Below are 23,142 nucleotides of genomic sequence, written 5' to 3' on the forward strand. Positions count from 1 at the left end.
GAGATCTACCCCGTAGTCGGAACCGACGGTGGGTTCTTGCGGTCAGTCGTGCGGGGACGGGACCTTGACGGCGAGGACCGGGACGGGAGACTCCAGGAGGACGCGCTGGGCGGTGCTGCCGAGGATGAGTTTGCCGACGGGGCTGCGGCGGCGCAGGCCGAGGACGATCAGGGCGACGTCCTCGGCGGCGGCCGCCTTCAGCAGCGCGCCGGCGACGTCGCCCTCGGAGACCGCCTGCTGGATGGTGACCTCGACGCCGTGTTCGCGCAGCTTGGCCTCGGCGGCCGCCAACTCGTCGGCGTTGGCGTAGCGGGCGTCGATGTAGGCGTCGCCGCGGCTGGTGTTCAGCAGCAGGATCGAGGCCCCGCGCAGCTCGGCCTCGTGGGCCGCCGCGGCGAGCGCAGCCTCACCCTCGGGCGTTGGTACGTATCCGACGAGAATCTTCACGGCCCCACTCTCCCACGGGCGGACCTGCACCACTGACCAACCGAGCAGACTCCGCGCAGTTCACGCTCGGCCCGGCCGCGAAACCGTCCGCAGCCCTGGTTGATGAGTGCTGGGCGTCCGCCGCTCCTTTGACCGGTTAGGGTCGAGCGCATGGTCGAGTTGCAGGTTGTCCTCCCGGACGAGTCGGCGACGATGCCGCCGGACCGACTGGTCGAGCTGGCGATCGCGGCGGAGGACCTCGGCTTCGGTACGGCGTGGTTGCCCGATCACCTGCTTCCACCGGGTGAGTTCGGTTCGACGTACGGCGGTGTGTACGAGCCGCTCGTCACGATCGGGTACCTGGCGGCACGCACGACCCGGATCCGCTTCGGCACCTCGGTGCTCGTGCTGCCGTTGCGCAGCCCTTACGTGGTCGCGAAGCAGGCCGCGACGCTGCACCGGCTGTCCGGCGAACGCCTTGTTCTGGGGCTCGGCGCCGGGTGGGCCAAGGAGGAGTTCGCGGCGGTCGGTGCGGTCTTCGAGGAGCGTGGACGGCGGACGAACGAGTCGCTCGGGATCTTGCGTGACCTGTTCGAGGGCCGCGATCGGGGCGGGGTGTTCGAGCCTCGGCTCCGGGCGCCGCTGCCGCTGATGATCGGCGGTACGACGGAGCCGGCGCTGCGCCGGGCGGCGCGGTACGGCGACGAATGGCAGGGCCTCGGCCTGGACGGCGCCGGGTTCGCGGCGGCGGTCGCGCGGCTGCGGTCGTACGGCGACCGGCCGATCAAGGTCGGCACCCGGCTCGACTGGTCCGCCGGCGATCCGGGGCCGGTCGTCGCGGCGGCGCAGGAGCTCGTAGATGCGGGCGCCGAGACGCTGGCGGTGTCCTTCGGCGACGAGCGGACCGCGCTCGAACGGATGACGCGGTTCCGCGACCTGTTCACGGCGGGGTGAGCTTGTTGCGCAGGACCTTGCCGGTCGCGTTCCGCGGGAACTCGTCGAGGACGACGATCTGGCGTGGAGCCTTGTAGCGCGCGAGATTCGCCTTCACGTGGGTCAGCAGGTCGTCCTCGGTGGCCGGTTCGCGCAGGACGACGTACGCGACCAGGCGCTGGCCGAACTCGTCGTCGGGGACGCCGGTGACGACCGCCTCGGCGACCGCGGGATGCGCGGCGAGGCTTTGCTCGACCTCGACCGGGTACACGTTCTCGCCGCCGGAGACGATCATGTCGTCCTCGCGGCCGTCGACGAACAGCCGTCCGGCCTCGTCCAGGTGACCGAGGTCGCCGGTGCTCATCCGGCCGTCGACGACAGTCTTGGAGGAGCCGTCGGAGTACCCGCCGAACACCAGGCCGCCGCCCGCGAAGATCCGTCCGGTCGTCCCGGCCGGCACCGGGCGGTCCTGGTCGTCGAGGATCCGGAGCGTGCTCCCGAGGCAAGGGCGCCCGACAGTGCCGGGAGCGGCGAGCAGATCGGCGGAGGTCGCGATGGTGGCGATGCCGACCTCACTCGACCCGTACGCGTCGCAGAGCACCGGTCCGAAGCGTTCGATGAACCGCTCGGCCAGTGGCGCGCCGAGCTGGGACGCGCCGGAGATCACGGCCCGCAGCGAGCGCAGGTCGTACTCCGCGATCGCGGCCGGCCCGAGCTCGAGCAGCCGGCGCAGCATCACCGGCACCGCCGCCACCGAACCCGCCCGCGTCGCCTCCACATCCGCCAGCAAGGTCGCTGCGTCGAACCGCGGTCGGAGTACGAGCGGTGACCCCAGGAAGAGAGCGAGCATCGAGGTCAGCAGCCCGAGCCCGTGGAACAGCGGCGGACACACCACCATCGGCTCGCCCGCCCGCAACCCGAACCGGCTCAACGCGCTACCGGTCAATCCCGCCAGCCCCATCGCGGTCGGCACCCGCGGCGCCGCCTTCGGCGTCCCGGTCGTCCCCGAGGTGAGGATCGTGATGTGCCCGGCGCTCGCCGGCGCTGGCGCCGCCGGCGCCGCGCTCTCGGCCAGCTCGTCCAGTCCAGGAACACCGCCGCCGTGGCCGGAGAGGATCGCCGGGAGGTGCGGGGGTGGGCTGAACTCCTCGTCGTGGACGAGCAGGTCCGGGCGATGGCGTTCGAGGACTGCCGCCAACTGGGGTGGGGCGAACTCGGTGTTGACGAACAGGACGTCCGCGCCCAGCCGTGACGCGGCGAGGGTCGCTTCGAGGAAGCCTCGGTGGTTGCGGCACAGGACCGCGACCTTGCCGCCGGCGCCGATCCCGTACTGCGCGTGCATCCCGGCCGCGATCCGCTCGCAGCGCCGGTCCAGTTCGGCGTAGGTGATCTCGTCGTCGCCGGTGATCACCGCCGCGCGGTCCGGGTAGCGGATCGCGGCGATCACGCCGAGCGCCGCCATCGACTGACCCCAGGTCCGCAGCGCACGCTCGATCCGCACGAGCTGCGCGGGCCCGGCCGAGCGCCAGACCCCGGATCTGACCAGAGCGACCGACAACTCGCCGACCTCGGCCGCACCTTGCATCAGCCAGCCCGGCGGCCGCAGCGGCGGGATCGGGCGGATCGTCCTCATCGCTTCTTCCCGCCTCCCGTCCGCCGGAAGTACTGCTCGAGCAGCCGGTCCGTCGGCACGCGCAGCAGGTTGCCGAGGGCATCGGCCGGGCGGACGAACGGCGGCGTGATGTTGTGCGGCCGCTCCGCCACCGCCGTACACACCTGATCGGCGGCCTGCTCGGGCGTCAGCCCCGGCAACTTGTTGAGCAGCGGCGTCGGCTCGCTCATCCGCGTGTGCACCAACCCCATGTACACGGTCGACGTCGTCACACCGTCGCCGCGGACCTCCTGCGCCACGCACCGCAGCCAGACGTCGAACGCGCTCTTCGACGCCAGGTACGCCGACCAGCGCGCCATCGGCGGCGTCCGGACGCCGGCCGTCGACACGTTCACGATGTGACCCGACCGGTGCTTCCGCATCGACGGCAGCAGCTCGAGCACGAGCTTCGCCGGACCGAGGTAGTTGACCGCGTTCGTCCGCTCGATGTCGTGGAACCGCTGGTACGTGTCCGCGATCGAGCGCCGGATGGACTTGCCGGCGTTGTTCACGAGGACGTCGACCCGCCCGTGCTCGGCGAGCATGGTCCGGACGAGTTCCTCGACCGCGGCCGGGTCAGCGAGGTTGGCCGGGTAGACGTACGCCGTGCCGCCGCGCGACCGGATGTCGTCGGCCACGATCTGCAACTGGTCCGCCGTTCGGGCCACGAGCAGCACCGTTGCGCCGGCCGCAGCCAGCCGGCGCGCGGTCGCCTCGCCGATCCCGTACGACGAGCCGGTCACCAGAACGATCTTGTCCCGGACCGCCGCGACGAGCCGTTCGTCGGAGACCTTGGTCCGCCCGTTGGTCAGCGCAACGAGCAACGGCCAGCCGATCGGACGCTTCCCAGTCACCATGCCCCCGACATTACCCGCTGGTAGCCTCCAATGGCAGAGGGTGATTCTGCCTCAGACCAGCTGAATGCGCTGGAGCCATTCGCTGACCAAGGCTCCGAACAGTGCGGGCTGCTCGATCTGGAGGTTGTGACCGGCGACGTCGAGCACGGCATACGTGGCGCGCGGGTAGTGGGGGAGCAGGGCCCACAGGTCCTCGTAGCCGGTCACGGCGTCCTGCCGGCCGCACATCACGAGGGACGGTCCGTCGTACGGCGGGCCGCTCTCGGGGGCCGTGGTCAGCGCCCAGTTCTTCTGGATCCGCTCGAGCGCGGCCGTGTCGGCGACCGCGAGCCCGGGCGCGACGTCCGAACGGTACGCCGCCAGGGCGGCCGCCGACTGCACGACGGCCAGATCGGTGAAGTCCTCGCCCTCGATGAGCGATTCGAGCACGCCGGGCTCGGTCCGTAGCACGGCGTGCTCGGGCAGCACGCGATCCTTGTGCCAGAGCGTGCCGACCGGGCAGATCAGGCCGAGGCCGAGGATCTGCCCGGGCCGCTCGGCGACCAGGCCGCGGGCGAGATAGCCGCCGTACGACTCGCCGATCAGCAGGAACGGCTCGTCGCCGATCTGCTCGTCGACGAACGCGCGGACGGCCGCCATGATGCCGTCCGAGCTGTCGATGTCACCGGCGGGGGACTGCCCCATGCCGGGCAGGTCCGGGTAGAGCCGGCGGTAGCCGGTGAGCTGGGAGAAGATCGGCTCCAGGCAGCCGGTCATCAGACGGTGGTCCGGAGTCCAGCCGTGCAGGGCGAGGACGGGGACGCCGTCGCCGACGGAGACATGGTGCAGGGTCATGGGGGAAGTTGTAGCAACCCGCGCCGACAGTTCTAGAGTCACACCATGGCCCGTCGCTCAGCACTCCCTTACGTCCCGGATGCCGATGTCCTCCGTGCCCGCCTGGACCGCGCCCGCGAGGCCGCGGCCGGCGCCGGTCTGGTGATCGCGCCGGGCTCGGACCTGCGCTACCTGATCGGTCAGCCCGGCGGCTCGTTCGAGCGCCTGACCGCCCTGGTGATCCCGGCCGACGGCGCCCCGGCACTCGTCGTACCGAAGCTCGAGGCCCCGGCGTTCGAGGGGATCGCGGACCTCGGGGTCGACATCGTCACGTGGGTGGACGGCGTCGACCCGTACGGCCTGGCCGCGGAGCGCCTGAGCGGTGCCGACCGGGTCGCGATCAGCGACTTCACGCCGGCGCTGCACGTGCTCGGGATCCGCGATGCGCTGCCGAAGGCCGACCAGATGCTCGCCGGGCCGATCGTCCGTGAGCTGCGGATGCGCAAGGACGCCGCCGAGATCGACGCGCTGCGGAAGGCCGGCGCGGCGATCGACCGCGTGCACGCGCGGGTCGGCGAGTGGCTGCGTCCCGGCCGGACCGAGGCCGAGGTCGGCGCCGACATCGCGGCCGCGATCGTCGCGGAGGGCCACACCGAAGCCGACTTCGTGATCGTCGGCAGCGGCCCGAACGGCGCGAGCCCGCACCACGCGCTGTCCGACCGGGTGATCGAGGCGGGCGACGTGGTGGTCGTCGACATCGGCGGCCCGGTTGCCGAGGGCTACAACTCCGACTCCACCCGCACATACGCCGTCGGCACGCCGCGGGACGCCGACGTCGCCGCGACGTACGCCGTCCTGCGGGAGGCGCAGCAGGCGGCGGTGGACGCGGTTCGGCCGGGCGTGACCGCGGAGTCCGTGGACGCGGCCGCGCGGGACGTCATCGCGGCCGCGGGGTTCGGTGACCACTTCATCCACCGGACCGGCCACGGCATCGGCCTGGACGTGCACGAGGAGCCGTACATCGTCGCCGGCAACGACCTGCCGCTGGAGGAAGGCATGGCCTTCAGTGTCGAGCCGGGCATCTACCAGGAGGGTCGCTGGGGCGCGCGGATCGAGGACATCGTCGTGGTGACCGCGGACGGCGCCGAGTCGATGAACAACCAGCCGCACGACCTGGTGGTTCTGACCTAACCGGCCCGGAACGTCTTGCGGTAGGCGAGCGGGGAGACGCCCAGCTCGGAGCGCAGGTGGTGTCGCAGGGAGGCCGCCGTACCGAGGCCGGCCTCCTCGGCGATGCGGTCGACCGACAGGTCCGTGGTCTCCAGCAGCTGGCACGCGTGCCGCACGCGCTGCTGCAGCAGCCACGTGCCCGGCGACTGCCCGGTTTCGGCCTTGAAGCGACGGCTGAAGGTGCGCACGCTCATCCGTGCGTGCTCCGCCATCGCCGCGAGGCTGATGTCCTCACCGAGCCGCCCGAGCGCCCAGGCGCGCGTCGGCGACGTACCTTCACTGCCTTCCTCGGGGACGGCCCGTTCGATGAACTGCGACTGCCCGCCGTCACGCCACGGCGGTACGACGCAGTGCCGGGCGGCCCGGTTGGCGACCTCGCTGCCGAAGTCACGGCGGATCAGGTGCAGACACAGGTCGACGCCCGCGGCCAGGCCGGCCGAGGTGAGGACGTCGCCGTCGTCGATGAACAGCCTGTCCTCGTCGAGCTGCACCTGCGGGTAGATGCTGCGGAACAGCTCGGCCCGCCGCCAGTGCGTCGTCGCGGGACGTCCGTCGAGGTAGCCGGCCGCGCCGAGGACGAACGCGCCGGTGCAGATCGAGGCGATCCGCGTCCCCGGCCGGATGGTTGCGAGCGCGGCGGCAAGGTCGTCGGGCAGCGTGCCCTCGTACCGCGGCTGCGCGATGTAGGTTCCGGGCACGATCACGGTGTCGGCGGCTGCGAGTGCCTCGGGTCCGTGGTCCGGCACCAGGCTGAACCCGGCGCCCGCGCGGACAGGTCCGCCGAGTCCGCAGATGCGCACGTCGTACAGCTGGGTGCCGTCGGCCTTGGTGGCGGCGCCGAGGACGGTCGGCGGGATGGTCAGGTCGAACCCGACCACGGGCTCGAGCGCGAGCACTGCGACCACGTGCGGCCCGACGGCGGCCAGGTGACGACTCATGGCCATATCTTGACACATGTTGTCTGTCTGGCCACTAGTTCGATGACGGTCGAACCGGCACAGTTGTCCGGTGACGCAAATTCTGGAGACGCGAAGGACGCCCCGGGTGCACCTGGCCTGGGCGGTCGCTGTGGTCGGGTTCGTGACGCTGATCGGTGCGGCCGGGTTCCGGTCGGTGCCGAGTGTGCTGCTGGACCCGCTCCACGAGGAGTTCGGGTGGTCGCACGCGACGATCTCCGCGGCGGTGTCGATCAACCTGCTGCTGTTCGGTGGGATCTCACCGTTCGCGGCGGCGCTGATGGACCGGCTCGGGCTGCGGAAGGTGGTCAGCGGCGCACTGGTGCTGATCGCCCTGGGCAGTGGCTTGACGGTCTTCATGACCGAGTCGTGGCAGCTGCTGCTCTGCTGGGGCCTGCTGGTCGGTGTCGGCACCGGGTCGATGTCGATGACCTTCGTCGCGACGATCACCGGGCGCTGGTTCGTACGGCGTCGCGGCCTGGTGACCGGGATCCTGACCGCGGCCGGCGCGACCGGTCAGCTGATCTTCCTGCCCCTCATCGCCTCGCTGGCATCGAACTACGGCTGGCGGGTGCCCGCACTCGTCGCAGCCGGAGCGGCGCTGGCCGTCGTACCGCTGGTGCTGTTGTTCCTGCGGGACTACCCGAGCGACGTCGGACTGCGTGCGTACGGCGCTCCGGAGGGTAGTGCTGCTGGGCAGCGTGTGGAAACGACCGGCAGCAGCGCGGTCCGGGCGCTCAACGCACTCCGGACGGCTGCGCGGCGGCCGGCGTTCTGGATGCTGGCCGGCGGCTTCGCGATCTGCGGTGCCTCGACGAACGGTCTGGTCGGGACCCATTTCGTCACGGCAGCACACGACCACGGGATGCCCGCGACGACGGCCGCGTCCCTGTTGGCGCTCGTCGGTGTCTTCGACGTGGGCGGGACGATCTTCTCCGGGTACCTGACCGATCGATGGGACCCCCGGTACCTGCTGATCGCGTACTACTCGCTGCGTGGCCTGTCGCTGCTGGTGCTGCCGTCGCTGCTCGGACCGACCGCCGCGCCGAGTACCTGGGTGTTCATCATCTTCTACGGACTGGACTGGGTCGCGACCGTGCCGCCGACCGTGGCGTTGTGCCGCGAGTGGTTCGGCGAGGACGGGCCGATCGTGTTCGGCTGGGTGTTCGCGTCGCACCAGGTCGGTGCCGCGCTGGCCGCGACCGGCGCCGGTGCGATCCGGGACGCGCAGGGCAGTTACAACCTCGCGTGGTACTTGGCCGGCGGTCTCTGCGCGGCGGCCGCATTGATGTCGGCGAGCATCGGACGCCGCCTCGTCGCTGCCTGATCCGTTCCGCTAGCCTCGATCTAAGTTGAGGTCGGAGGGACGGCGATGGACATCGAGCCGGGTGAGTTGACGGTCGGGCAGCTGTCGCGGCGCAGCGGCGTCGCGATCTCGGCCCTGCACTTCTACGAGCGCCAGGGGCTGATCGTCAGCCGCCGTACGTCGGGGAACCAGCGCCGCTACAAGCGCGACACGTTGCGCCGCGTGGCGCTGGTCCGGATCGCCCAGCGGGTCGGCGTACCGCTGGCCGAGGTCGCCGCGATCCTCAAGCTGCTGCCGGAGAACCGGACGCCGAACCGGGCCGACTGGGAACGCATCTCGGAGTGCTGGCAGGCCGAGCTCGACCGGCGCATCGTGCACCTCGAACAACTCCGCGACGACTTCAAGGACTGCGTCGGCTGCGGCTGCCTCTCCCTGGACCGCTGCGCCCTGGCCAACCCGCACGACAACCTCGCGTCCGCGGGCCCGGGGCCTCGCCGCCTGATGAGCCCGGCCGGCGAACCCTGCCATCCGGGCAGGTGCGCCTGACCCGGCGCGGTTTTCCACAGGCCGCGGCCCGCGGGCGAGCGAACTGGGGGTGCGGGCGTCTAGGGTCGTCGGCATGGGTGAGACCGACTCGATGCTGACGCTGACCGACGACCGCGCCAAGGTCGCGGGCGACCTGATCCGCGCGATCGCGGGGGAGGACGCGCGGCTCCGGCCGGATCAGGAGACCGCCGTGGCGGCGCTGTGCGAAGCGGCGGCGCGGGTGCTCGTGGTCCAGGCCACCGGCTGGGGGAAGTCCGCTGTGTACTGGGCTGCCACGGCGATCCGCCGGGCCGAGGGGTTCGGGCCGACGCTGGTGGTCTCACCGTTGCTGTCGCTGATGCGTGACCAGGTGGCCGCGGCGAGTCGCGCCGGGCTGCGCGCCGCGACGCTGAACTCGAACAACATCGACGAGTGGTCCACCATCGAGCACGACCTGCGCTCCGGCGCGGTCGACGTGCTGCTCGTGTCGCCCGAGCGGCTGGCCAACCCGGGCTTCGGCAGGCGCGTGCTGGACAGCCTGGCCGGGGAGATCGGCCTGCTGGTGATCGACGAGGCACACGCCGTGTCGGACTGGGGCCACGACTTCCGGCCGGACTATCGCCGGGTGTCCGAGGTGCTGCAGCAGCTGAACCCGAAGACCCCGGTGCTGGCTACGACCGCGACCGCCAACTCGCGCGTGACGGAGGACGTCGCGAAGCAGCTCGGTGAGTCGACGCTGGTGCTGCGCGGTCCGCTGGCCCGCTCGAGTCTGCAGCTCGCGGTGGTGGACGCGCTGTCGCCGCTGGACCGGTTCGCCTGGGTCGTCGACGTGCTGCCGAAGCTTCCGGGCTCGGGCATCGTCTATGCGTTGACGGTCGCGGACGCGCAGCGACTCGCCGCGGTGATCCAGGAGGTGCACGGGCGGGATGTCCCGGTGGCGGCCTACACCGGCCAGTTGGAGGCGGGGGAGCGGGAGAGTCTCGAGGACGCGCTGCGGGACAACCGGTTGAAGGCGTTGATCGCGACATCGGCGCTGGGGATGGGCTACGACAAGCCCGACCTCGGATTCGTGGTGCATGTCGGTTCGCCGCCGTCGCCGGTGTCGTACTACCAGCAGGTGGGCCGGGCCGGCCGCGGGATCGACCACGCCGTGGTGGCCTTGCTGCCGTCCGCTGCGGATTCCGGTGTGTGGGACTACTTCGCGACGGCGACGATCCCGGTCCCGGAGCACGTGCAGCGGCTGCTGCGCGCGCTGGAGGGCTACGGCCCGGACCAGCCGGCATCGGCGCCGGCGCTGGAGGCCGAGACCGGGCTGCGGCGGACCCGCGTCGAGCTGATGTTGAAGCAGCTCGCGGTCGACGGGGTCGTCGAGCGGGTCGAGCGGGGCTGGATCCGGACCGGCGCCGAGTGGACGTTCGACGCGGCGCACTACGACGGGATCGTGTCCGTCCGGCGGCGCGAGGCCGACATCATGCGGGCCTACACCCGCGGTGATCGTTGTCTGATGCAACTTCTCCAGGAGTCGCTGGACGATCCGTCGGCGGAGCCGTGCGGGCGGTGCTCGGTGTGTCTGGGGCAGCTTCCGGAGCCCCTGGTGCCGCGCCCCGACCCGGAGACGGTCGCGACGATCACCCGGTCGCTGCGCGGCGAGGTGCACGTCCTGGAGCCACGGAAGATGTGGCCGGGAGGCGCGTTCGGCGCGCGCGGGAAGATCCCGCCCGGCCTGTCCGCCGAGCCGGGCCGCATCGTCGTGTACGCCGACGCGCCCGAGTGGCGCGAGGTGTTGCAGGGCGCCTTCAACGGCTCGCCGGTTCCGGAGGCCGTCGAGGCGCTCCAGGCCGGTGCCGTTGCGGCGCTCTCGCGGTGGCGTGGTTCGTGGTCGGCGCGTCCCGACGTCGTCGTACCACTCGCCGCTGGTGGCTACGCCGATCTCACGTCCGCAATCGCCGATCACGTCGCGGGGGTCGGCCGGCTGGAGCGGGCGGAGTTGACGATCGACCGCACCGGCTACACCGACGACCTGTCATCGGCCGAGGAGGCGAAGGTCTGGCGCGACGGCATCACCGTGGACGGCGCCACCGCCCAGGCCGTCACGGCACGCACAGTCCTTCTGCTGGTCGACTCCACGTCGTCGCAATGGCCGGTCACGGTGGCCACGGCGAAACTCCGTGAAGCGGGTGCCGCTGCGGTCCTTCCACTCGTGATCCACAAGCGCCCCTGAACGTCGCGCGCTAGGTCGTGCGTGAGCGCCAACTGTCGAGGGTCGCGGTCCAGGCCCGGTTCGCTACGACCAGGCCCGCGAGGATCTCGGGGTGCTGCGTCGACAGGTCCCTGGATTCTGTGGGGTCTTCGGTGAGGTTGTAGAGGTAGGTGCCGGGCGTTTGCGGGCTGCCCAGGTGTTCGGCGGGGTCGATGACGAGTTTCCACGGGCCGCGGCGGACGGCCTGCTGGCCGGCGTACTCCCAGGTGAGGGTTCGCTCGGGCGCATCGCCGGTGAAGAGCTGGATGCCGTCGAGGTCGGCAGGCGCTGGGACGCCGGCGGCGGCCAGCACGGTGGGTGTCACGTCCATCATCATCGCGGGCTCGGCCGACGTGACTCCCGCAGGTAGCGTCGACGGCCAGGACCAGATCCCGGGCACCCGGATTCCGCCTTCGAACAGCGATCCCTTGTGGCCGCGCAGCCCGCCGGTCGAGCCCCCGGCGTACGCGATCTCCTCGCCGCCGAGCCAGTTGCGTTCCTCCGCCGACGGGCCGTTGTCGGACGAGAAGAAGATGATCGTGTCCTCGAGCCGCCCGCTCCGCTCGAGCACGTCGACGATTCGGCCGACGCCGTCGTCCACCCGGCTGATCATCGCGGCCATCACCTGCTTGTCCCACGGCAGGTGCGCGTACTGCGCCATCGCATCGGCGGGCGCGTGCATCGGGTAGTGCGGCGCGTTGTAGGCGACGTAACACAGGAACGGATCCTCGACCGAGGAGATGAACTCCACCGCGCGATCCGTGATCAGATCGGTCAGGTAGTCACCGTTGTGCCAGACCTCGTCATCGTCCGACCACAGATCGTGCAACGGGTTCCGCACACCCCAGTACATGATGTGCGAGTAGTAGTCGACGCATCCGGCCCGGAACCCGAAGTGGTGGTCGAACCCGAAACGCAGCGGCGCCGACCCCGGCTCGACGCCCAGATGCCACTTCCCGAACACCGCCGTGCGCCACCCCGCCGCCGACAACGCCGACGCCAGCGTGGACTGCGGCGGCAGGCCAGGCGTGTCCCGCCGGGCGCCGAGGATCGACTCGACCCCCGCGTGCGCCGGGTGCCGGCCGGTCAGCAGCGCGGCCCGGGACGGCGAGCAGACGGGGGAGTTCGAGTACCACTCCGTCATCCGCACACCGCGCGCGGCGAGCGCGTCGAGGTGCGGCGTCCGGATGTCCGGGCTGCCGTAGCAGCCGAGATCGCCCCAGCCCAGATCGTCGGTGTAGATGATCACGATGTTCGGACGGGGCACGCGCAACTCCTACCGGTCGACCTACCGCTGGACTGGGACGGACGCCTCCAGCAAGGATTTCAGATCCGCGAGCAGGGCCGGCCAGCCGTCCTGGATCATGGTCCGGATCGTGCTGCCGGGCTCGAAGCCGCTGTGGATCACGGTCAGCTTCACCTGACCGTCGACCGGCTCCAGCTCGAAGGTTGCCGTCGACAACGGCTCACGGCTGATCTGCTCGTACGTCGCCTGGTCGATCTCGTACTTCGCGGCGAATTCGGGCGTCATGTGGTGCCAGGTGTAGGACAGCCGCGTGTACGGCGAGTGCTCGACCACCACCTGCCCCGGTCCGGAGATCGTGACGTCGCCCTGGTGCCACACCATCGCGGAGCCGGGCTGCCAGTCGGTCTCGTGATGCAGCTGCCAGTACTGCTCGGTGAACGCCGGGTCGGTCAGCGCCTGCCACAGCCGCTCGGGCGTGGTCCGGATGTAGGTCGTGTACACGAAGTCGTTCATCTCGTCCTCCAAGGCCGTCTTGAGATCGGCGAACAGCTGCACCCGCCGACGGTCGTACTGATGGATCCAGCGATCGGCGATCGCGTTGATCGGCTCCGCGTTGAGGTGGTGCAACTTCTCGCGGCCACGCCACACGGTGGTGACGAGGTTCGCGCTCTCGAGCACGGCGAGGTGCTTGCTGACGGACTGCCGCGCCATGTCCAGCTCGGCGCACAGCTCCCGCAGGGTCTGCCCGTTGCGCGCGTTCAGCAGGTCGAGCAGGCGGCGCCGGCTCGGGTCGGCCAGCGCCCGGAACACCTCGTCGTCCATCGCACTCCGATCGCTTCATGCAGCCGTCCGGCTGCCTTTCCAACATAGGCAGCCGGATGGCTGCATGTCAACCAAACCCGATTGACGCGCGGGCGAGGATGGTCGCGTGGAGATCGAGAGCCTGGGATTCCGGACGGATCTGTTGCTGCTGGGCATGGGCGGCAGCGAGGTGCACGACACCGGCGAGTACGTCGTGGCACGGACGCCGGCCAATCCGGGCTACTGGTGGGGAAACTTCCTGCTCTACCGCACGCCGTTCGCGCCCGGCGACGCCAAGCTCCGGATCGACGCCTTCCGCCGCGAGTTCCCGCAGGCGGAGCATGTGGCCCTGGGCGTCGACAGCACGGACGGCGAGGTCGGCGCCGAGGACGAGCTGACCGCGGCCGGTCTGGCTGTCGAGCGCAGCGTGGTCCTGACCGCCCAGCAAGTCGTCCCGCCGCAGCGGCCGAACGAGCAGTCGACGTACCGCTTCCTGAGCAGCGACGACGACTGGGAGCAGATGTACCACCACAGCCTGGCGTGCGCGGAGATGGAGGTGGACGCGGCGTACGAGGAATTCACCCGGCGCAAGCTCGTGACGAATCGCGCGCGGGTCGACGCGGGCCACGGGAAGTGGTTCGGGGCGTTCGACGGGGACCGGCTGCAGAGTTCGCTCGGGCTGATCTTCGACGGCAACGGCCTGGCCCGGTTCCAGAGTGTGTTGACGTCGCCGGAGGATCGCGGCCGGGGTCTCGCCGGCACTCTCGTCCACCACGCGTCGAGGTACGGCCTGACCCGGGCCGAGACCCTCGTGATCGTCGCGGATCCCGACTACCTCGCGATCCGGATCTACCGCGCCGTAGGATTCACCGACTCGGAGACCCAGCTCCAGTTCATCCTGCCGCCCGCATGACAAAGTAGGGCGTATGAGTGAGGGACGGCGTGGGGTTGTGCTGGTCACCGGTGGCAGTCGCGGGATCGGCGCCGCGGCGTCGCTCGCGCTGGCGGCGGACGGATGGGACGTCGGGGTCAACTACCGGACCCAGGCCGACGAAGCCGCCCGGGTCGTGAAGGCCTGCGAGGAACGCGGCGGGCGCGCGATCGCGGTGCAGGCCGACGTGGTGGAGGCCGCGCAGATCGAGCGGCTCTTCGACACCGTCACGGCGGAGCTCGGCCCGATCGGTGCCGTGATCAACAACGCGGGCGTCGTCTCGCCGTCCGGCCGGGTCGCGGAGTACGACGCGGAGCGCCTCGACCGGGTGTTCCGGATCAACGCGATCAGCGCGTTCCTGGTCGCCGGCGCCGCGGTCCGCCGGATGTCCACGGCGTACGGCGGGAGCGGCGGCGTCATCGTGAACATCTCCTCGCGCGCCGCGGTCCTCGGATCGGCGGGTGAGTACGTCGACTACGCGGCGAGCAAGGCGGCTGTCGACGCGCTCACGACAGGGCTGGCGAACGAGGTCGCGAAGGAGGGCGTCCGCGTGCTCGGCGTCCGGCCCGGACTCATCCAGACCGACATCCACGAGCCCGGCCGCCTGGACCGCCTCGGTGCGACGCCGCCCCTGGCCCGCCCCGGCACCGCGGAGGAGGTCGCCGAGGTCATCGCCTTCCTGGCCTCACCCCGCTCGTCCTACATGACAGGCACCACGGTCGACGTCTCCGGCGGCCGCTGACCCGGCAATGGGCCACTTTGTGCACCAGATCCGCGCCATCGGGCCCCTCCGGTACGGATCGGGTGCACAAAGTCGAGGGAGGAGGTAAGGCGTGGGGTTGCGGCCGGTGGATCTGGCGCGGCGGGCGGGGGTGTCGACGCAGCTCGTGCGCAACTACGAGGCGGCCGGGATCCTGCCGCCGGCGCCGCGCTCGGACACCGGGTACCGGCAGTACGGGCCGGAACATCTGCAGGCGCTGCTGACCTACCGCGCGCTCTACCCCGGTTTCGGTGCCGAGACCGCGACGGAGATCATGCGTGCCGTCCACAACGGCGACGAAGCACTCGCGTACAGGCTGGTGGACGCGGCCCACGCCGCGCTGCACGAACAGCGACTCGCGACCGACGCCGCCGACGAGGCGCTGGCCGCGCTGGCCGCGGAGTACGTCGACGAGCAACCCGTGACCGGCCCGTCCCTTCTCGTCGGAGAGCTCGCGCACCGCCTGGGCATCCGTACGTCGGCCCTCCGGGTCTGGGAAGCCGCGGGCCTGCTCGCGCCGACGCGGGAGCCCGGCACGAAGTACCGGCGCTACGGCCCGGAGCAGGTGCGGGACGCGCGGATCATCCACATGCTCCGCCAAGGCCGGTACTACTTCGAGCAGATCAAGCCCGTCCTCGACGGCCTGCGCCGTACCGGCAGCACCGACGCCCTGCGCGCCGCAATCGCCGAGCGCCGCGCCGCCCACGACCGCCAGACCAAGGCGATGTTGCGCGGCGCCGCGCTGCTCCACCAACTCATCGACGACCTTGTGCTCGCACCAACCGTTCCAGCGCCGCTCTGATGGTTGGTGGGCGCTCAAGGTCGGTGCGGTACGGCGAGGTGGGTCGGCGTTGATCGGCCCCGGACGGTGACCTCGTCGCCGGGGCGCCAGTTCGCGGCCTCGGCGGGGGCCGACTCGGCGACCGCGCTCATCGACGCGACCAGCCTGCCGGGCGCCGTCTTGGCCAGCTCGCTCAGCCGGGCCGCCTCGTTCACCGGGTCCCCGATCACGGTGTATTCGTGTCGCCGTACGTCGCCCACCGTGCCGGCCACCACGACCCCGGCCGTGACGCCGATGCCCGCCGTTGCTTCCGGCAACTCGTCGGCGAGCCGCCGGGCCAGTTCACGTCCCGCGGCGAGCGCGCTGCCCGCCGGGTCCGCGAGTTCGGCCGGGGCGCCGAAGATCGCCAGCGCCGCGTCGCCGGCGAACTTGTTCACGAACCCGCCCTGGCGGTCCACCTCGGAGACCACGATCGCGAAGAACCGGTTGAGCAGCTGTACCACCTCGGCCGGCGGCCGCTGCGCCGCCAGCTCCGTCGAGCCGACCAGGTCCACGAACAGCACCGCGGCGTACCGCTCCTCGCCGCCGAGGCTGTCGCTGCTCAGCGCCTCCTGCACGACGCCCGGCCCGACATACCTGCCGAAGACGTCGCGGATCCGCTCCCGCTCGCGCAGCCCCTCGGTCATCCGGTTGAAGCCGGCCTGCAGCGATCCCAGCTCGGTGCCGTCGAACACCGGGATGCTCACGTCCAGGCGGCCCTCGCCGATCAGGTTGAGCGCGTCCCGCACCGAGCGCACCGGGGCCACCACCGACTTCGCCGACAGCCAGGTCAGCAGGCATCCGTTGCCGAGCGCCACGATGCCGAGGGCAAGGATGACGACCGAGAGCCGGGTCGACGTGACGTCGCCCTCGATCAGCGCCAGGACGGCGGCCAGCATCAGCCCGGCCACCGGGACGCCGGAGCCGACCGCCCAGAAGAACACCATGCGCGCCTTCAGCCCGGCCGCCAGCAGCCGGCGCGGCGGCGGGGAGTCGACGAGCGCCCGCGCCGCAACCGGCCGCAGCGCGAACTCGGTCAGCAGATACGAGACCGAGCAGGTGATGATCGTGCCGTCGACGACCGTGAGCGCGACGCGCAGCGCGTTCTCCGGCTGCAGGATCAGCGTCATCACGGTGAAGAACACGGCGGCGAGCAGCCAGAGCAGCACCTCGATCAGCGTCAGCCGGAGCGGGAGTTGCAGCGTGGCGATCTGCTCGCGACGACTGGCCGGCCGTCCCAGGTCGATCCAGCGCGTCACGCGGCGGGTCAGCCGGGTGCTCCAGACGCAGCCGACGGCCACCGCGACCACGAAGTACGCCGGGATCACGATCGCGTCGACGAGCTGGAGCTGATCGACCAGCGACGGGCCGGGCAGCACGAAGACCGCGAGCACGAACACGACGAGCGCGCCGATCAGGTTGGTCCCGATCGAGAACGTGGTCAGCAGGATCTGCAGCCGGAAGCGCAGCCGCCGCGGGCTCTGGTCGGCCGGTCCGAGCAGCCAGGAACCGAACGGCCGCCGTTTCAGCACCAGCTCGGGACTCTGCTGCGACATCATGGGACCCAGTCTGCCGTGTCAGGACCGAACGAGGGTTTTGGCACGGTGGTGCGGCTGGCCCAGATTGGCCGTCCGAACCGGCCGGGACGTGGGTAATGTTCCCCGGACGCCTCACCTGCGGAGCTTCCCTTGACGTACGATCGCCACTCCTTTGCCGAGCCGAACGTGGTTCGGACCACCCACCTCGAGCTCGACCTCGCGCTCGACTTCGCCGCGAAAGTGCTGGCCGGCAGCGCCACGCACACGCTCGCCTGGACCGGTGCGACCGACCGGCTCGTCCTGGACACCCGCGACCTCACGGTGCTGGGTGTCGAGGGGGAGACGGCCGACGGCTGGGAGCCGCTGGAATACAGCCTCGCGGTGCCGGACCCGGAGCTGGGCTCCGCGCTGACGATCCGCACCGCGGGTCATCCGCGGGTCAAGGTCAGCTACCGGACGGCGCCGACCGCGACCGGTCTGCAGTGGCTGGAACCGGCGATGACCGCGGGTGGCGTGATGCCGTTCATGTTCAGCCAGTCCCAGGCGATCCACGCGCGCAGCTGGGTCCCGGTGCAGGACACGCCCGGCGTCCGGTTCAGCTACGCCGCCCACGTGACCGCGCCGCCGGAGCTGATGGTGCTGATGAGCGCCGACAACGGCACGACGTCGCGCCGCGCCGGGTCGTACGACGTGGTGATGCCCGAGCCGATCCCGTCGTACCTGCTGGCGATCGCCGCGGGCGACCTGGTGTTCGAGCCGCTCGGCGAGCGGTCGGGCGTGTGGGCCGAGCCCGCGACGGTGCGCCGGGCGGCGACCGAGTTCTCCGACACCGAGGAGATGATGCGGGTCACCGAGGAGCTCTTCGGCCCGTACCGCTGGGGCCGCTACGACCTGCTCGTGCTGCCGCCCTCGTTCCCGTACGGCGGGATGGAGAACCCGCGGATGACGTTCGCGACCCCGACCGTGGTGATCGGCGACAAGTCGCTGGTCAGCGTGATCGCGCACGAGCTCGCGCACAGCTGGTCCGGCAACCTGGTCACGCAGGACAGCTGGGACGACATCTGGCTCAACGAGGGCTTCACGTCGTACGTGGAGAACCGGATCGTCGAGGCCGTCTACGGGACCGAGTTCGCGGTGATGGAGACCGCGATCAAGCAGCACGCGACCGTGGTGAAGCTCGACCCGCTGACGCCGGCGGAGCTCGCGGTCGAGCTGCCCGGCCTGCACCACCGGTCCGAGTACCACGGGAAGACGTCGACCGGCCCGCTCAAGGGGTCGTGGTTCCTGGCCTGGCTGGAGCAGCGGTTCTCGCGCGAGGTGTTCGACCCGTTCCTGCGCGGGTACTTCGACCGGTTCGCGTTCCGCAGCATCAACACCGACGACTTCGTCGAGCACCTGCGGGAGCACCTGGTCGCGGCGCATCCGGGTGTCGTGACGGAGGCCGAGCTGGCCGCATGGCTGTACGAACCGGGCATCCCCGCGTTCGCGGAGCGGGCGGTGTCGGCGCGGTTCCAGGTCGTCGACGAGGCGCGCGGCCTGTGGCTGTCGACCGGCGAGCTGCCGCACGGCGCGGAGCGGTGGACGACGCAGGAGTGGCTGCGGTTCCTCGACGCGGCTCCCGACGTCCTGAGCCCGGTGCTGCTGCAGCAGCTCGACCGCGCGTTCGGCCTGACCGGCACGGCGAACGGCGAGATCGCGCGGCGCTGGTACCAGATCGTTGCCGCCAGCAGCTACGAGGCGTCGTACGCCGAGATGGCCGAGTTCCTCACCCGGGTCGGCCGGATGAAGCTCGTCCTCCCGGTCTACCAGGCCCTGGCCGGCACCGACCGCGCCTTCGCCGCCGAGGTCTTCGCCAAGGCCCGCCCCGGCTACCACCCGATCACCACAGCGGCCGTCCAGAAGATCCTCGGCCAGTAGACCGGACAGTAGACTGGGCGGCATGACTCACATTCCTGACGGGAGGATCGATCCCGCTGCTCGATGAGCGGGATCCGGGTGCGGAGCCGCAAGGACCTCAAGCACCAACGCCGCCGCAAGTCCCACTCGTGCTGGGACCATCTACTGATCGCGCCGCTGTGGCCGATGCACGACGTGAACCTCGGGACCCTGCTCCGGACCTGTGACGCGGTCGGGGCGTGTCTCGCGGTGCCGAAGCTGCCCTGGGTGCCGGACGCACTTGCCAAGGGCAACACGCTGCGGCGCCGGACCTGTGTGCACTGGACCGGGCACGACCCGATCCGCTGGCTGATCGACCAGCGGATCAGACCGGACACGACGGTGATCGGGGTCGAGCTCGCCGACGAGGCGATCCGGCTGGCCGACCTGCCGCCGGCGCGGAACCGGACGATCGCCGTCCTCGGGCACGAGCGCACCGGCATCCCGCCCGAGGCCGTCGACCAACTGGACGTCGTCGTCGAGATCCCGATGATCGGGACCGGCGCCAGCCTGAACGTCGCAGTCGCCGGCTCACTGGTGCTGTACCGGCTGGCCGGGCTGCTGTAGGTCCAGCTTGCGCCGGTGCGTCCGGTACTGCGGGCGGTAGCCGAGCCGGTCGTTGGTCCGGCGCATCGCGGTGTTGGTGTCGACCGTGTCGGTGCGCAGCCCGGCGAGATCGGGGAACCGGCAACGGGTGGCGTGGATCTGCGCGGCCTTCATCCACAGCGCGAGCCCGCGGCCGCGGTGCTCGGGGAGGACGGCGGTGCCATAGTGCTGCCCGTCGCCCTTCCCGTCACCCGGTACGACGACCTCGGTGAAGCCGGCGATGCGGCCGGTGCCGTCCACGGCCGCGACGACGGACAGGAGCTCGCCGCGTTGCTCGATCAGCTGCGCGGCATACCTGGTCCGCTCGACGTCCCAGACGTCCGCCGGGGTTTCGATCGTGCCGGACGGCGCATCGTGCATCCCGGCGCGCGCGGCGGTGAAGGTCTGCACCAGTTCGTCCGGCGGCGCTCCGTCCCACGACACCAGCCGGTACCCGGCGACCGCCGGTACGTCGGGCGTGGTCGTGGACAGGTCGAGCCGCGCGTAGATGAGCGTCAGGCCGATGCTGAACCCGCGCCGCTGGAGGAAGCGATCGCCGACCGAGTCGACCTCGACGTCCGTGACGATCGTCCGTACGTCGTGCTCGCGCGCGCCGTTGACGACCGCGCCGAGGAGCAGGGTCCCGATCCCGCGGCCGCGCTCGGCGGGGTGCACGGTGAGCTCTGCCTCACCGAGGTGCGCGTACGCCTTGCGGCTGTTCAGCCTGAGGAACGCGGAACCGACCGGCGTGCCGTCGGCCTCCGCGGCCAGCCACGCGATCCGGCGGCTGAACGGCTTGACGTCGGGATCTGTCAGCGGAATCACTCTGATGCTCAAGCCGTCAACATAACGCGGTTGCGGGATCAGGTGCCGCGCGGAGGCCGATCGGCTAGCGTGGCCCGCAGGCCGGAACGGGGAGAGGAGCCCAGGGGTGGAGCAACTGGACGACGATGCGCGCGTCGTACGCACGATCGGTGCCGACCATGTGGCGCTCCGCGAGCAAGTCCTGGCGGAGCTGCGCCGGCGGATCGTGGACGGTGAGTACCGGGAGGGGGAGCGGCTGACGGAGACCCGGCTCGCGGACGACTTCGGTGTCTCCCGCAACCCGGTCCGGGAGGCGCTGCGCGTCGTCGAGGCCGAGGGCTTCGTACAGATCCTGCCGCGACGCGGCGCAGTGGTCGCGACCCTCGACGAGACCGCGGTGCGCGACCTGTTCGCCGTACGGCAGCAGCTGGAGACCCTCGCCGCCGGGCACGCGGCGGAGCGGGCGACGCCTGAGGGCATCGCAATGCTGCGCCGCCTGGTCAAGGACGCGAACGCCGCCACGAAGGCCGGGGACTTCGACCGGGTCGCGGAACTGAACAGCGCCTTCCACCGCGCCGTGATCGAGGTCAGCGGGAACCGGTGGCTGCTCTCGATTTCGGCCGCGATGTATCACCACGTGCACTGGGTGTTCCGCGTCGGCGCCGCCCAGCGCGCACCGCACTCGTCCGAGGAGCACGTCCGCCTGGTCGACGCGATCGAAGCCGGGGACGCGGAGGCCGCCACCGAAGCAGCTCGCCTCCACGTCGAAGCCGCCGCGAAGGCGGCCCTCAATCCTCAGCGCTCGACTCAGCGCCCGATTGAGCGCCCGATTCAGCGCCCGACTGCGTAGCCCTGCATGCCGCGCGGGTTGGCAGCGGCTGCGAGCACGCCGTCGGCTTCCTTCCGTACGGCGCACAAGCGGCCGAGGCTCCACGGGTCTGACTCGGTGACGACATGCCCGCGTCGTGCCAGCTCGTCGACGACGGCGCGCCCGACGCGGCTTTCGACCACGAGCCCGCCCGGCTCCGACGTTCGCGGGTAGAACGACGACGGGAAGCCGGTCGTGTGCCAGGCCGGGGCGTCGATCGCCTCCTGCAGATCCAGCCCCGCGCCCAAGTGCCGCAGCAGGAACAGCAGCTGCCACTGATCCTGCTGGTCGCCACCCGGCGAACCACACGCCATCACCGGCTCACCGTCCCGGAGCACAAGCGTCGGCGTCAGGGTCGTCCGCGGCCGCTTGCCAGGTGCGAGCGAAGCCGGCAGCCCTTCCTCGAGCCAGAACATCTGCGCGCGGCTGCCGAGGCAGAACCCGAGCTCGGGGATCGTCGGCGACGACTGCAGCCAGCCGCCGCTCGGCGTCGCCGAGATCATGTTGCCCCAGCGGTCGACCACGTCGACATGGCACGTGTCGCCGCGCGTCTCCCCGACGGGCGAGACGGTCGGCTCGCCGGTCGTCGCGTCGCCCGTCTCGTTGCCGGCGGCAATCGACGGCAGCTTCGGCGTCCGTCCGGCGGGGCTGCCCGGGCGCAGCTCCAGCGAGGCGTCCGCGCCGATCAGCTTCGCCCGCTCGGCGGCGTACGCGGGGGACAGGAGCGTGTCGAGCGGTACGTCGGCGCCGTCGCCGTACCAGGCCTCACGGTCGGCGTACGACAGCTTCATCACCTCGACAGTGGTGTGCACGCCCTCGGCGGCGTCCAGGTCGACGTCCCCGAGCTCCGCGAGTACGGCGAGGGACTGCAGCAGGCCCGGGCCCTGTCCCCACGGGCCGGTCTTGGCGACGGTGTGCCCGTTCCAGTCGTACGTCGGGGCGTCCTCCCAGGTCGCTTCGAACGCGGCCAGGTCGTCGCCCGTGATCAGGCCGGCGTGGTCCGCGCCGCTGGAGTCCCGGTGCGGGATCCGCGAGAAGTTGTCGATCGCCTCCGCGACAAAGCCCTCCCGCCAGGTCTTCCGCGCCTGCTCGAGCTGCGTCTCGCGATCCGGTCCGACTGCCGCGGCCACGAGCTTCTCGAGCGTCGCGGCGTACGCCTCGTTGCGGAACCGGCCCGTGACCGGGCGGCCGCCGTCGAGCCAGAGCGCGGCGGACGTCGGCCAGTGCTCCTCGAAGAGCTGCTGCACGGTGGCGATGGTGTCCGCGATCCGCGGCACGAGCGGGTGCCCGTTACGCGCGTACTCGATGGCGGGCTCCAGTACGACGCTCAGTGGCAAAGTGCCATGGTCGCGCAGCAGGAGCAGCCAGGCATCGACCGCGCCGGGGACCGTGGCCGCGAGCGGACCCGAGCCGGGCACCAGCGTGAGTCCGAGCGAGCGGTAATGCTCGATGGTCGCGCCGGCCGGGGCGACCCCTTGACCGCACAGCACCCGCGGCGTCGGGTCGGCGGCGGTCGCGATGATCGCCGGCACCTCCCCGCCGGGCCCGTTGAGGTGCGGTTCGACGACGTGCAGCACGAACCCGGCCGCGGCGCCGGCATCGAACGCGTTGCCGCCCAGCTCGAGGATCCGCATCGCCGACTGCGACGCCAGCCAGTGCGTGGACGAAACCATCCCGAACGTGCCGCGCAGCGTCGGCCGGGTGGTGAAACTCATCGAGCAACTCCTTCTGTTGAGCGTACGTCGGGGCCGGTGCCGTCGTCCTCGACCAGGTGGCAGGCGACCTGGTGTCCACCTTCGCCGATCGTGCGCGGTTGCGGGACGATCGTCCGGCAGGTGTCCACCGCGACCGGGCAGCGGGTGTGGAACCGGCAGCCGGGCGGCGGGTCGATCGCCGACGGGAGGTCGTCGCCGAGCAG

Annotated in this window: 22 protein-coding genes; 11 read left to right on the forward strand and 11 right to left on the reverse strand. The window is 71.3% G+C overall.

The window, feature by feature from the left end; genetic code table 11:
* Positions 1–42: 42 nt before the first annotated feature.
* The gene (locus ABZX12_RS12730; RefSeq protein WP_355692570.1) at positions 43–447 is read right to left on the reverse strand and encodes a universal stress protein; all 405 of its coding nucleotides are present in this window, start codon (positions 445–447) and stop codon (positions 43–45) included.
* 150 nt (positions 448–597) lie between these two features.
* Between ABZX12_RS12730 and ABZX12_RS12735 the strand changes: the two genes are divergently transcribed.
* Positions 598–1,380: an LLM class flavin-dependent oxidoreductase gene (locus ABZX12_RS12735; protein ID WP_355692572.1), complete on the forward strand. Its 783-nt coding sequence runs from the start codon at positions 598–600 to the stop codon at positions 1,378–1,380.
* Here ABZX12_RS12735 and ABZX12_RS12740 read toward each other — a convergent pair.
* Genes ABZX12_RS12740 through ABZX12_RS12750 form a run of 3 tightly spaced genes read right to left on the reverse strand, consistent with a single transcriptional unit; the run spans position 1,367 to position 4,701 of the window.
* Positions 1,367–2,992 carry an AMP-binding protein gene (locus ABZX12_RS12740; protein ID WP_355692574.1) on the reverse strand — a complete coding sequence of 542 codons (1,626 nt, stop codon included), beginning with the start codon at positions 2,990–2,992 and terminating at the stop codon, positions 1,367–1,369. The genes ABZX12_RS12735 and ABZX12_RS12740 overlap by 14 nt on opposite strands.
* Positions 2,989–3,867 (reverse strand): SDR family NAD(P)-dependent oxidoreductase, encoded by an 879-nt coding sequence (locus ABZX12_RS12745; RefSeq protein ID WP_355692576.1) that lies wholly within the window; start codon positions 3,865–3,867, stop codon positions 2,989–2,991. Before ABZX12_RS12745 ends, ABZX12_RS12740 begins: the two co-directional genes overlap by 4 nt.
* A gap of 51 nt (positions 3,868–3,918) precedes the next feature.
* A complete protein-coding gene (locus tag ABZX12_RS12750) occupies positions 3,919–4,701 on the reverse strand; it encodes an alpha/beta hydrolase (protein ID WP_355692578.1) in 783 nt (260 codons plus the stop codon).
* 45 nt (positions 4,702–4,746) lie between these two features.
* Between ABZX12_RS12750 and ABZX12_RS12755 the strand changes: the two genes are divergently transcribed.
* Complete coding sequence (locus ABZX12_RS12755; RefSeq protein WP_355692580.1) at positions 4,747–5,871, forward strand: Xaa-Pro peptidase family protein; 1,125 nt, start codon at positions 4,747–4,749, stop codon at positions 5,869–5,871.
* Here the strand turns inward: ABZX12_RS12755 and ABZX12_RS12760 are convergent.
* Positions 5,868–6,848 (reverse strand): helix-turn-helix domain-containing protein, encoded by a 981-nt coding sequence (locus tag ABZX12_RS12760; protein ID WP_355692581.1) that lies wholly within the window; start codon positions 6,846–6,848, stop codon positions 5,868–5,870. The two genes, ABZX12_RS12755 and ABZX12_RS12760, sit on opposite strands and share 4 nt — an antisense overlap.
* Positions 6,849–6,918: 70 nt before the next feature.
* On the opposite strand from ABZX12_RS12760, the gene ABZX12_RS12765 reads away from it, so the two are divergent.
* The 3 genes from ABZX12_RS12765 (at position 6,919) to ABZX12_RS12775 (ending at position 10,918) form a co-directional block, all read left to right on the forward strand.
* The gene (locus tag ABZX12_RS12765; RefSeq protein WP_355692583.1) at positions 6,919–8,193 is read left to right on the forward strand and encodes an MFS transporter; all 1,275 of its coding nucleotides are present in this window, start codon (positions 6,919–6,921) and stop codon (positions 8,191–8,193) included.
* A gap of 45 nt (positions 8,194–8,238) precedes the next feature.
* Positions 8,239–8,718, forward strand: a complete 480-nt coding sequence (soxR, locus tag ABZX12_RS12770; protein WP_355692585.1) for a redox-sensitive transcriptional activator SoxR — start codon at positions 8,239–8,241, stop codon at positions 8,716–8,718.
* A gap of 73 nt (positions 8,719–8,791) precedes the next feature.
* On the forward strand, positions 8,792–10,918 hold the full coding sequence (locus ABZX12_RS12775) for a DEAD/DEAH box helicase (protein WP_355692587.1): 2,127 nt from the start codon (positions 8,792–8,794) through the stop codon (positions 10,916–10,918).
* Between the two features lie 10 nt (positions 10,919–10,928).
* On the opposite strand, the gene ABZX12_RS12780 is transcribed toward ABZX12_RS12775, so the two are convergent.
* Complete coding sequence (locus ABZX12_RS12780) at positions 10,929–12,203, reverse strand: sulfatase-like hydrolase/transferase (protein WP_355692589.1); 1,275 nt, start codon at positions 12,201–12,203, stop codon at positions 10,929–10,931.
* Positions 12,204–12,224: 21 nt separating this feature from the next.
* Entirely contained in the window at positions 12,225–13,004 is a 780-nt protein-coding gene (locus ABZX12_RS12785; protein WP_355692591.1) for a metalloregulator ArsR/SmtB family transcription factor, read from the reverse strand.
* Between the two features lie 106 nt (positions 13,005–13,110).
* Between ABZX12_RS12785 and ABZX12_RS12790 the strand changes: the two genes are divergently transcribed.
* The 3 genes from ABZX12_RS12790 to ABZX12_RS12800 all read left to right on the forward strand — a co-directional run bounded on the left by ABZX12_RS12790 (position 13,111) and on the right by ABZX12_RS12800 (position 15,476).
* Positions 13,111–13,896: a GNAT family N-acetyltransferase gene (locus tag ABZX12_RS12790; protein ID WP_355692593.1), complete on the forward strand. Its 786-nt coding sequence runs from the start codon at positions 13,111–13,113 to the stop codon at positions 13,894–13,896.
* A gap of 13 nt (positions 13,897–13,909) precedes the next feature.
* Entirely contained in the window at positions 13,910–14,656 is a 747-nt protein-coding gene (locus ABZX12_RS12795) for an SDR family oxidoreductase (protein WP_355692595.1), read from the forward strand.
* A gap of 91 nt (positions 14,657–14,747) precedes the next feature.
* On the forward strand, positions 14,748–15,476 hold the full coding sequence (locus ABZX12_RS12800; protein ID WP_355692596.1) for a MerR family transcriptional regulator: 729 nt from the start codon (positions 14,748–14,750) through the stop codon (positions 15,474–15,476).
* Positions 15,477–15,490: 14 nt separating this feature from the next.
* On the opposite strand, the gene ABZX12_RS12805 is transcribed toward ABZX12_RS12800, so the two are convergent.
* Entirely contained in the window at positions 15,491–17,053 is a 1,563-nt protein-coding gene (locus ABZX12_RS12805; protein ID WP_355692598.1) for an adenylate/guanylate cyclase domain-containing protein, read from the reverse strand.
* 129 nt (positions 17,054–17,182) lie between these two features.
* On the opposite strand from ABZX12_RS12805, the gene ABZX12_RS12810 reads away from it, so the two are divergent.
* Together ABZX12_RS12810 and ABZX12_RS12815 are read left to right on the forward strand one after the other, a co-directional pair.
* Positions 17,183–18,949 (forward strand): M1 family metallopeptidase, encoded by a 1,767-nt coding sequence (locus tag ABZX12_RS12810; RefSeq protein ID WP_355692600.1) that lies wholly within the window; start codon positions 17,183–17,185, stop codon positions 18,947–18,949.
* A gap of 63 nt (positions 18,950–19,012) precedes the next feature.
* The gene (locus ABZX12_RS12815; protein WP_355692602.1) at positions 19,013–19,534 is read left to right on the forward strand and encodes a TrmH family RNA methyltransferase; all 522 of its coding nucleotides are present in this window, start codon (positions 19,013–19,015) and stop codon (positions 19,532–19,534) included.
* Here the strand turns inward: ABZX12_RS12815 and ABZX12_RS12820 are convergent.
* Positions 19,499–20,389: a GNAT family N-acetyltransferase gene (locus tag ABZX12_RS12820; protein WP_355692603.1), complete on the reverse strand. Its 891-nt coding sequence runs from the start codon at positions 20,387–20,389 to the stop codon at positions 19,499–19,501. The genes ABZX12_RS12815 and ABZX12_RS12820 overlap by 36 nt on opposite strands.
* A gap of 94 nt (positions 20,390–20,483) precedes the next feature.
* On the opposite strand from ABZX12_RS12820, the gene ABZX12_RS12825 reads away from it, so the two are divergent.
* Entirely contained in the window at positions 20,484–21,206 is a 723-nt protein-coding gene (locus ABZX12_RS12825) for a GntR family transcriptional regulator (protein WP_355692605.1), read from the forward strand.
* On the opposite strand, the gene ABZX12_RS12830 is transcribed toward ABZX12_RS12825, so the two are convergent.
* Both ABZX12_RS12830 and ABZX12_RS12835 read right to left on the reverse strand, forming a co-directional pair.
* Positions 21,188–22,939, reverse strand: a complete 1,752-nt coding sequence (locus ABZX12_RS12830) for a gamma-glutamyltransferase (RefSeq protein WP_355692856.1) — start codon at positions 22,937–22,939, stop codon at positions 21,188–21,190. The two genes, ABZX12_RS12825 and ABZX12_RS12830, sit on opposite strands and share 19 nt — an antisense overlap.
* A complete protein-coding gene (locus ABZX12_RS12835; protein WP_355692858.1) occupies positions 22,936–23,142 on the reverse strand; it encodes an oligopeptide/dipeptide ABC transporter ATP-binding protein in 207 nt (68 codons plus the stop codon). Before ABZX12_RS12835 ends, ABZX12_RS12830 begins: the two co-directional genes overlap by 4 nt.

This window comes from Kribbella sp. NPDC003505 (assembly GCF_040610875.1).
Taxonomy (GTDB): Bacteria; Actinomycetota; Actinomycetes; order Propionibacteriales; family Kribbellaceae; genus Kribbella.

Excerpts from the sequence above, each read along its gene's own strand:
- ABZX12_RS12735 (WP_355692572.1), top strand. The coding sequence starts at position 598 with ATGGTCGAGTTGCAGGTTGTCCTCCCGGACGAGTCGGCGACGATGCCG.
- ABZX12_RS12740 (WP_355692574.1), bottom strand. The coding sequence starts at position 2,992 with ATGAGGACGATCCGCCCGATCCCGCCGCTGCGGCCGCCGGGCTGGCTG.
- ABZX12_RS12745 (WP_355692576.1), bottom strand. The coding sequence starts at position 3,867 with ATGGTGACTGGGAAGCGTCCGATCGGCTGGCCGTTGCTCGTTGCGCTG.
- ABZX12_RS12750 (WP_355692578.1), bottom strand. The coding sequence starts at position 4,701 with ATGACCCTGCACCATGTCTCCGTCGGCGACGGCGTCCCCGTCCTCGCC.
- ABZX12_RS12755 (WP_355692580.1), top strand. The coding sequence starts at position 4,747 with ATGGCCCGTCGCTCAGCACTCCCTTACGTCCCGGATGCCGATGTCCTC.
- ABZX12_RS12760 (WP_355692581.1), bottom strand. The coding sequence starts at position 6,848 with ATGAGTCGTCACCTGGCCGCCGTCGGGCCGCACGTGGTCGCAGTGCTC.
- soxR (WP_355692585.1), top strand. The coding sequence starts at position 8,239 with ATGGACATCGAGCCGGGTGAGTTGACGGTCGGGCAGCTGTCGCGGCGC.
- ABZX12_RS12775 (WP_355692587.1), top strand. The coding sequence starts at position 8,792 with ATGGGTGAGACCGACTCGATGCTGACGCTGACCGACGACCGCGCCAAG.
- ABZX12_RS12785 (WP_355692591.1), bottom strand. The coding sequence starts at position 13,004 with ATGGACGACGAGGTGTTCCGGGCGCTGGCCGACCCGAGCCGGCGCCGC.
- ABZX12_RS12795 (WP_355692595.1), top strand. The coding sequence starts at position 13,910 with ATGAGTGAGGGACGGCGTGGGGTTGTGCTGGTCACCGGTGGCAGTCGC.
- ABZX12_RS12805 (WP_355692598.1), bottom strand. The coding sequence starts at position 17,053 with ATGATGTCGCAGCAGAGTCCCGAGCTGGTGCTGAAACGGCGGCCGTTC.
- ABZX12_RS12815 (WP_355692602.1), top strand. The coding sequence starts at position 19,013 with ATGAGCGGGATCCGGGTGCGGAGCCGCAAGGACCTCAAGCACCAACGC.
- ABZX12_RS12830 (WP_355692856.1), bottom strand. The coding sequence starts at position 22,939 with ATGAGTTTCACCACCCGGCCGACGCTGCGCGGCACGTTCGGGATGGTT.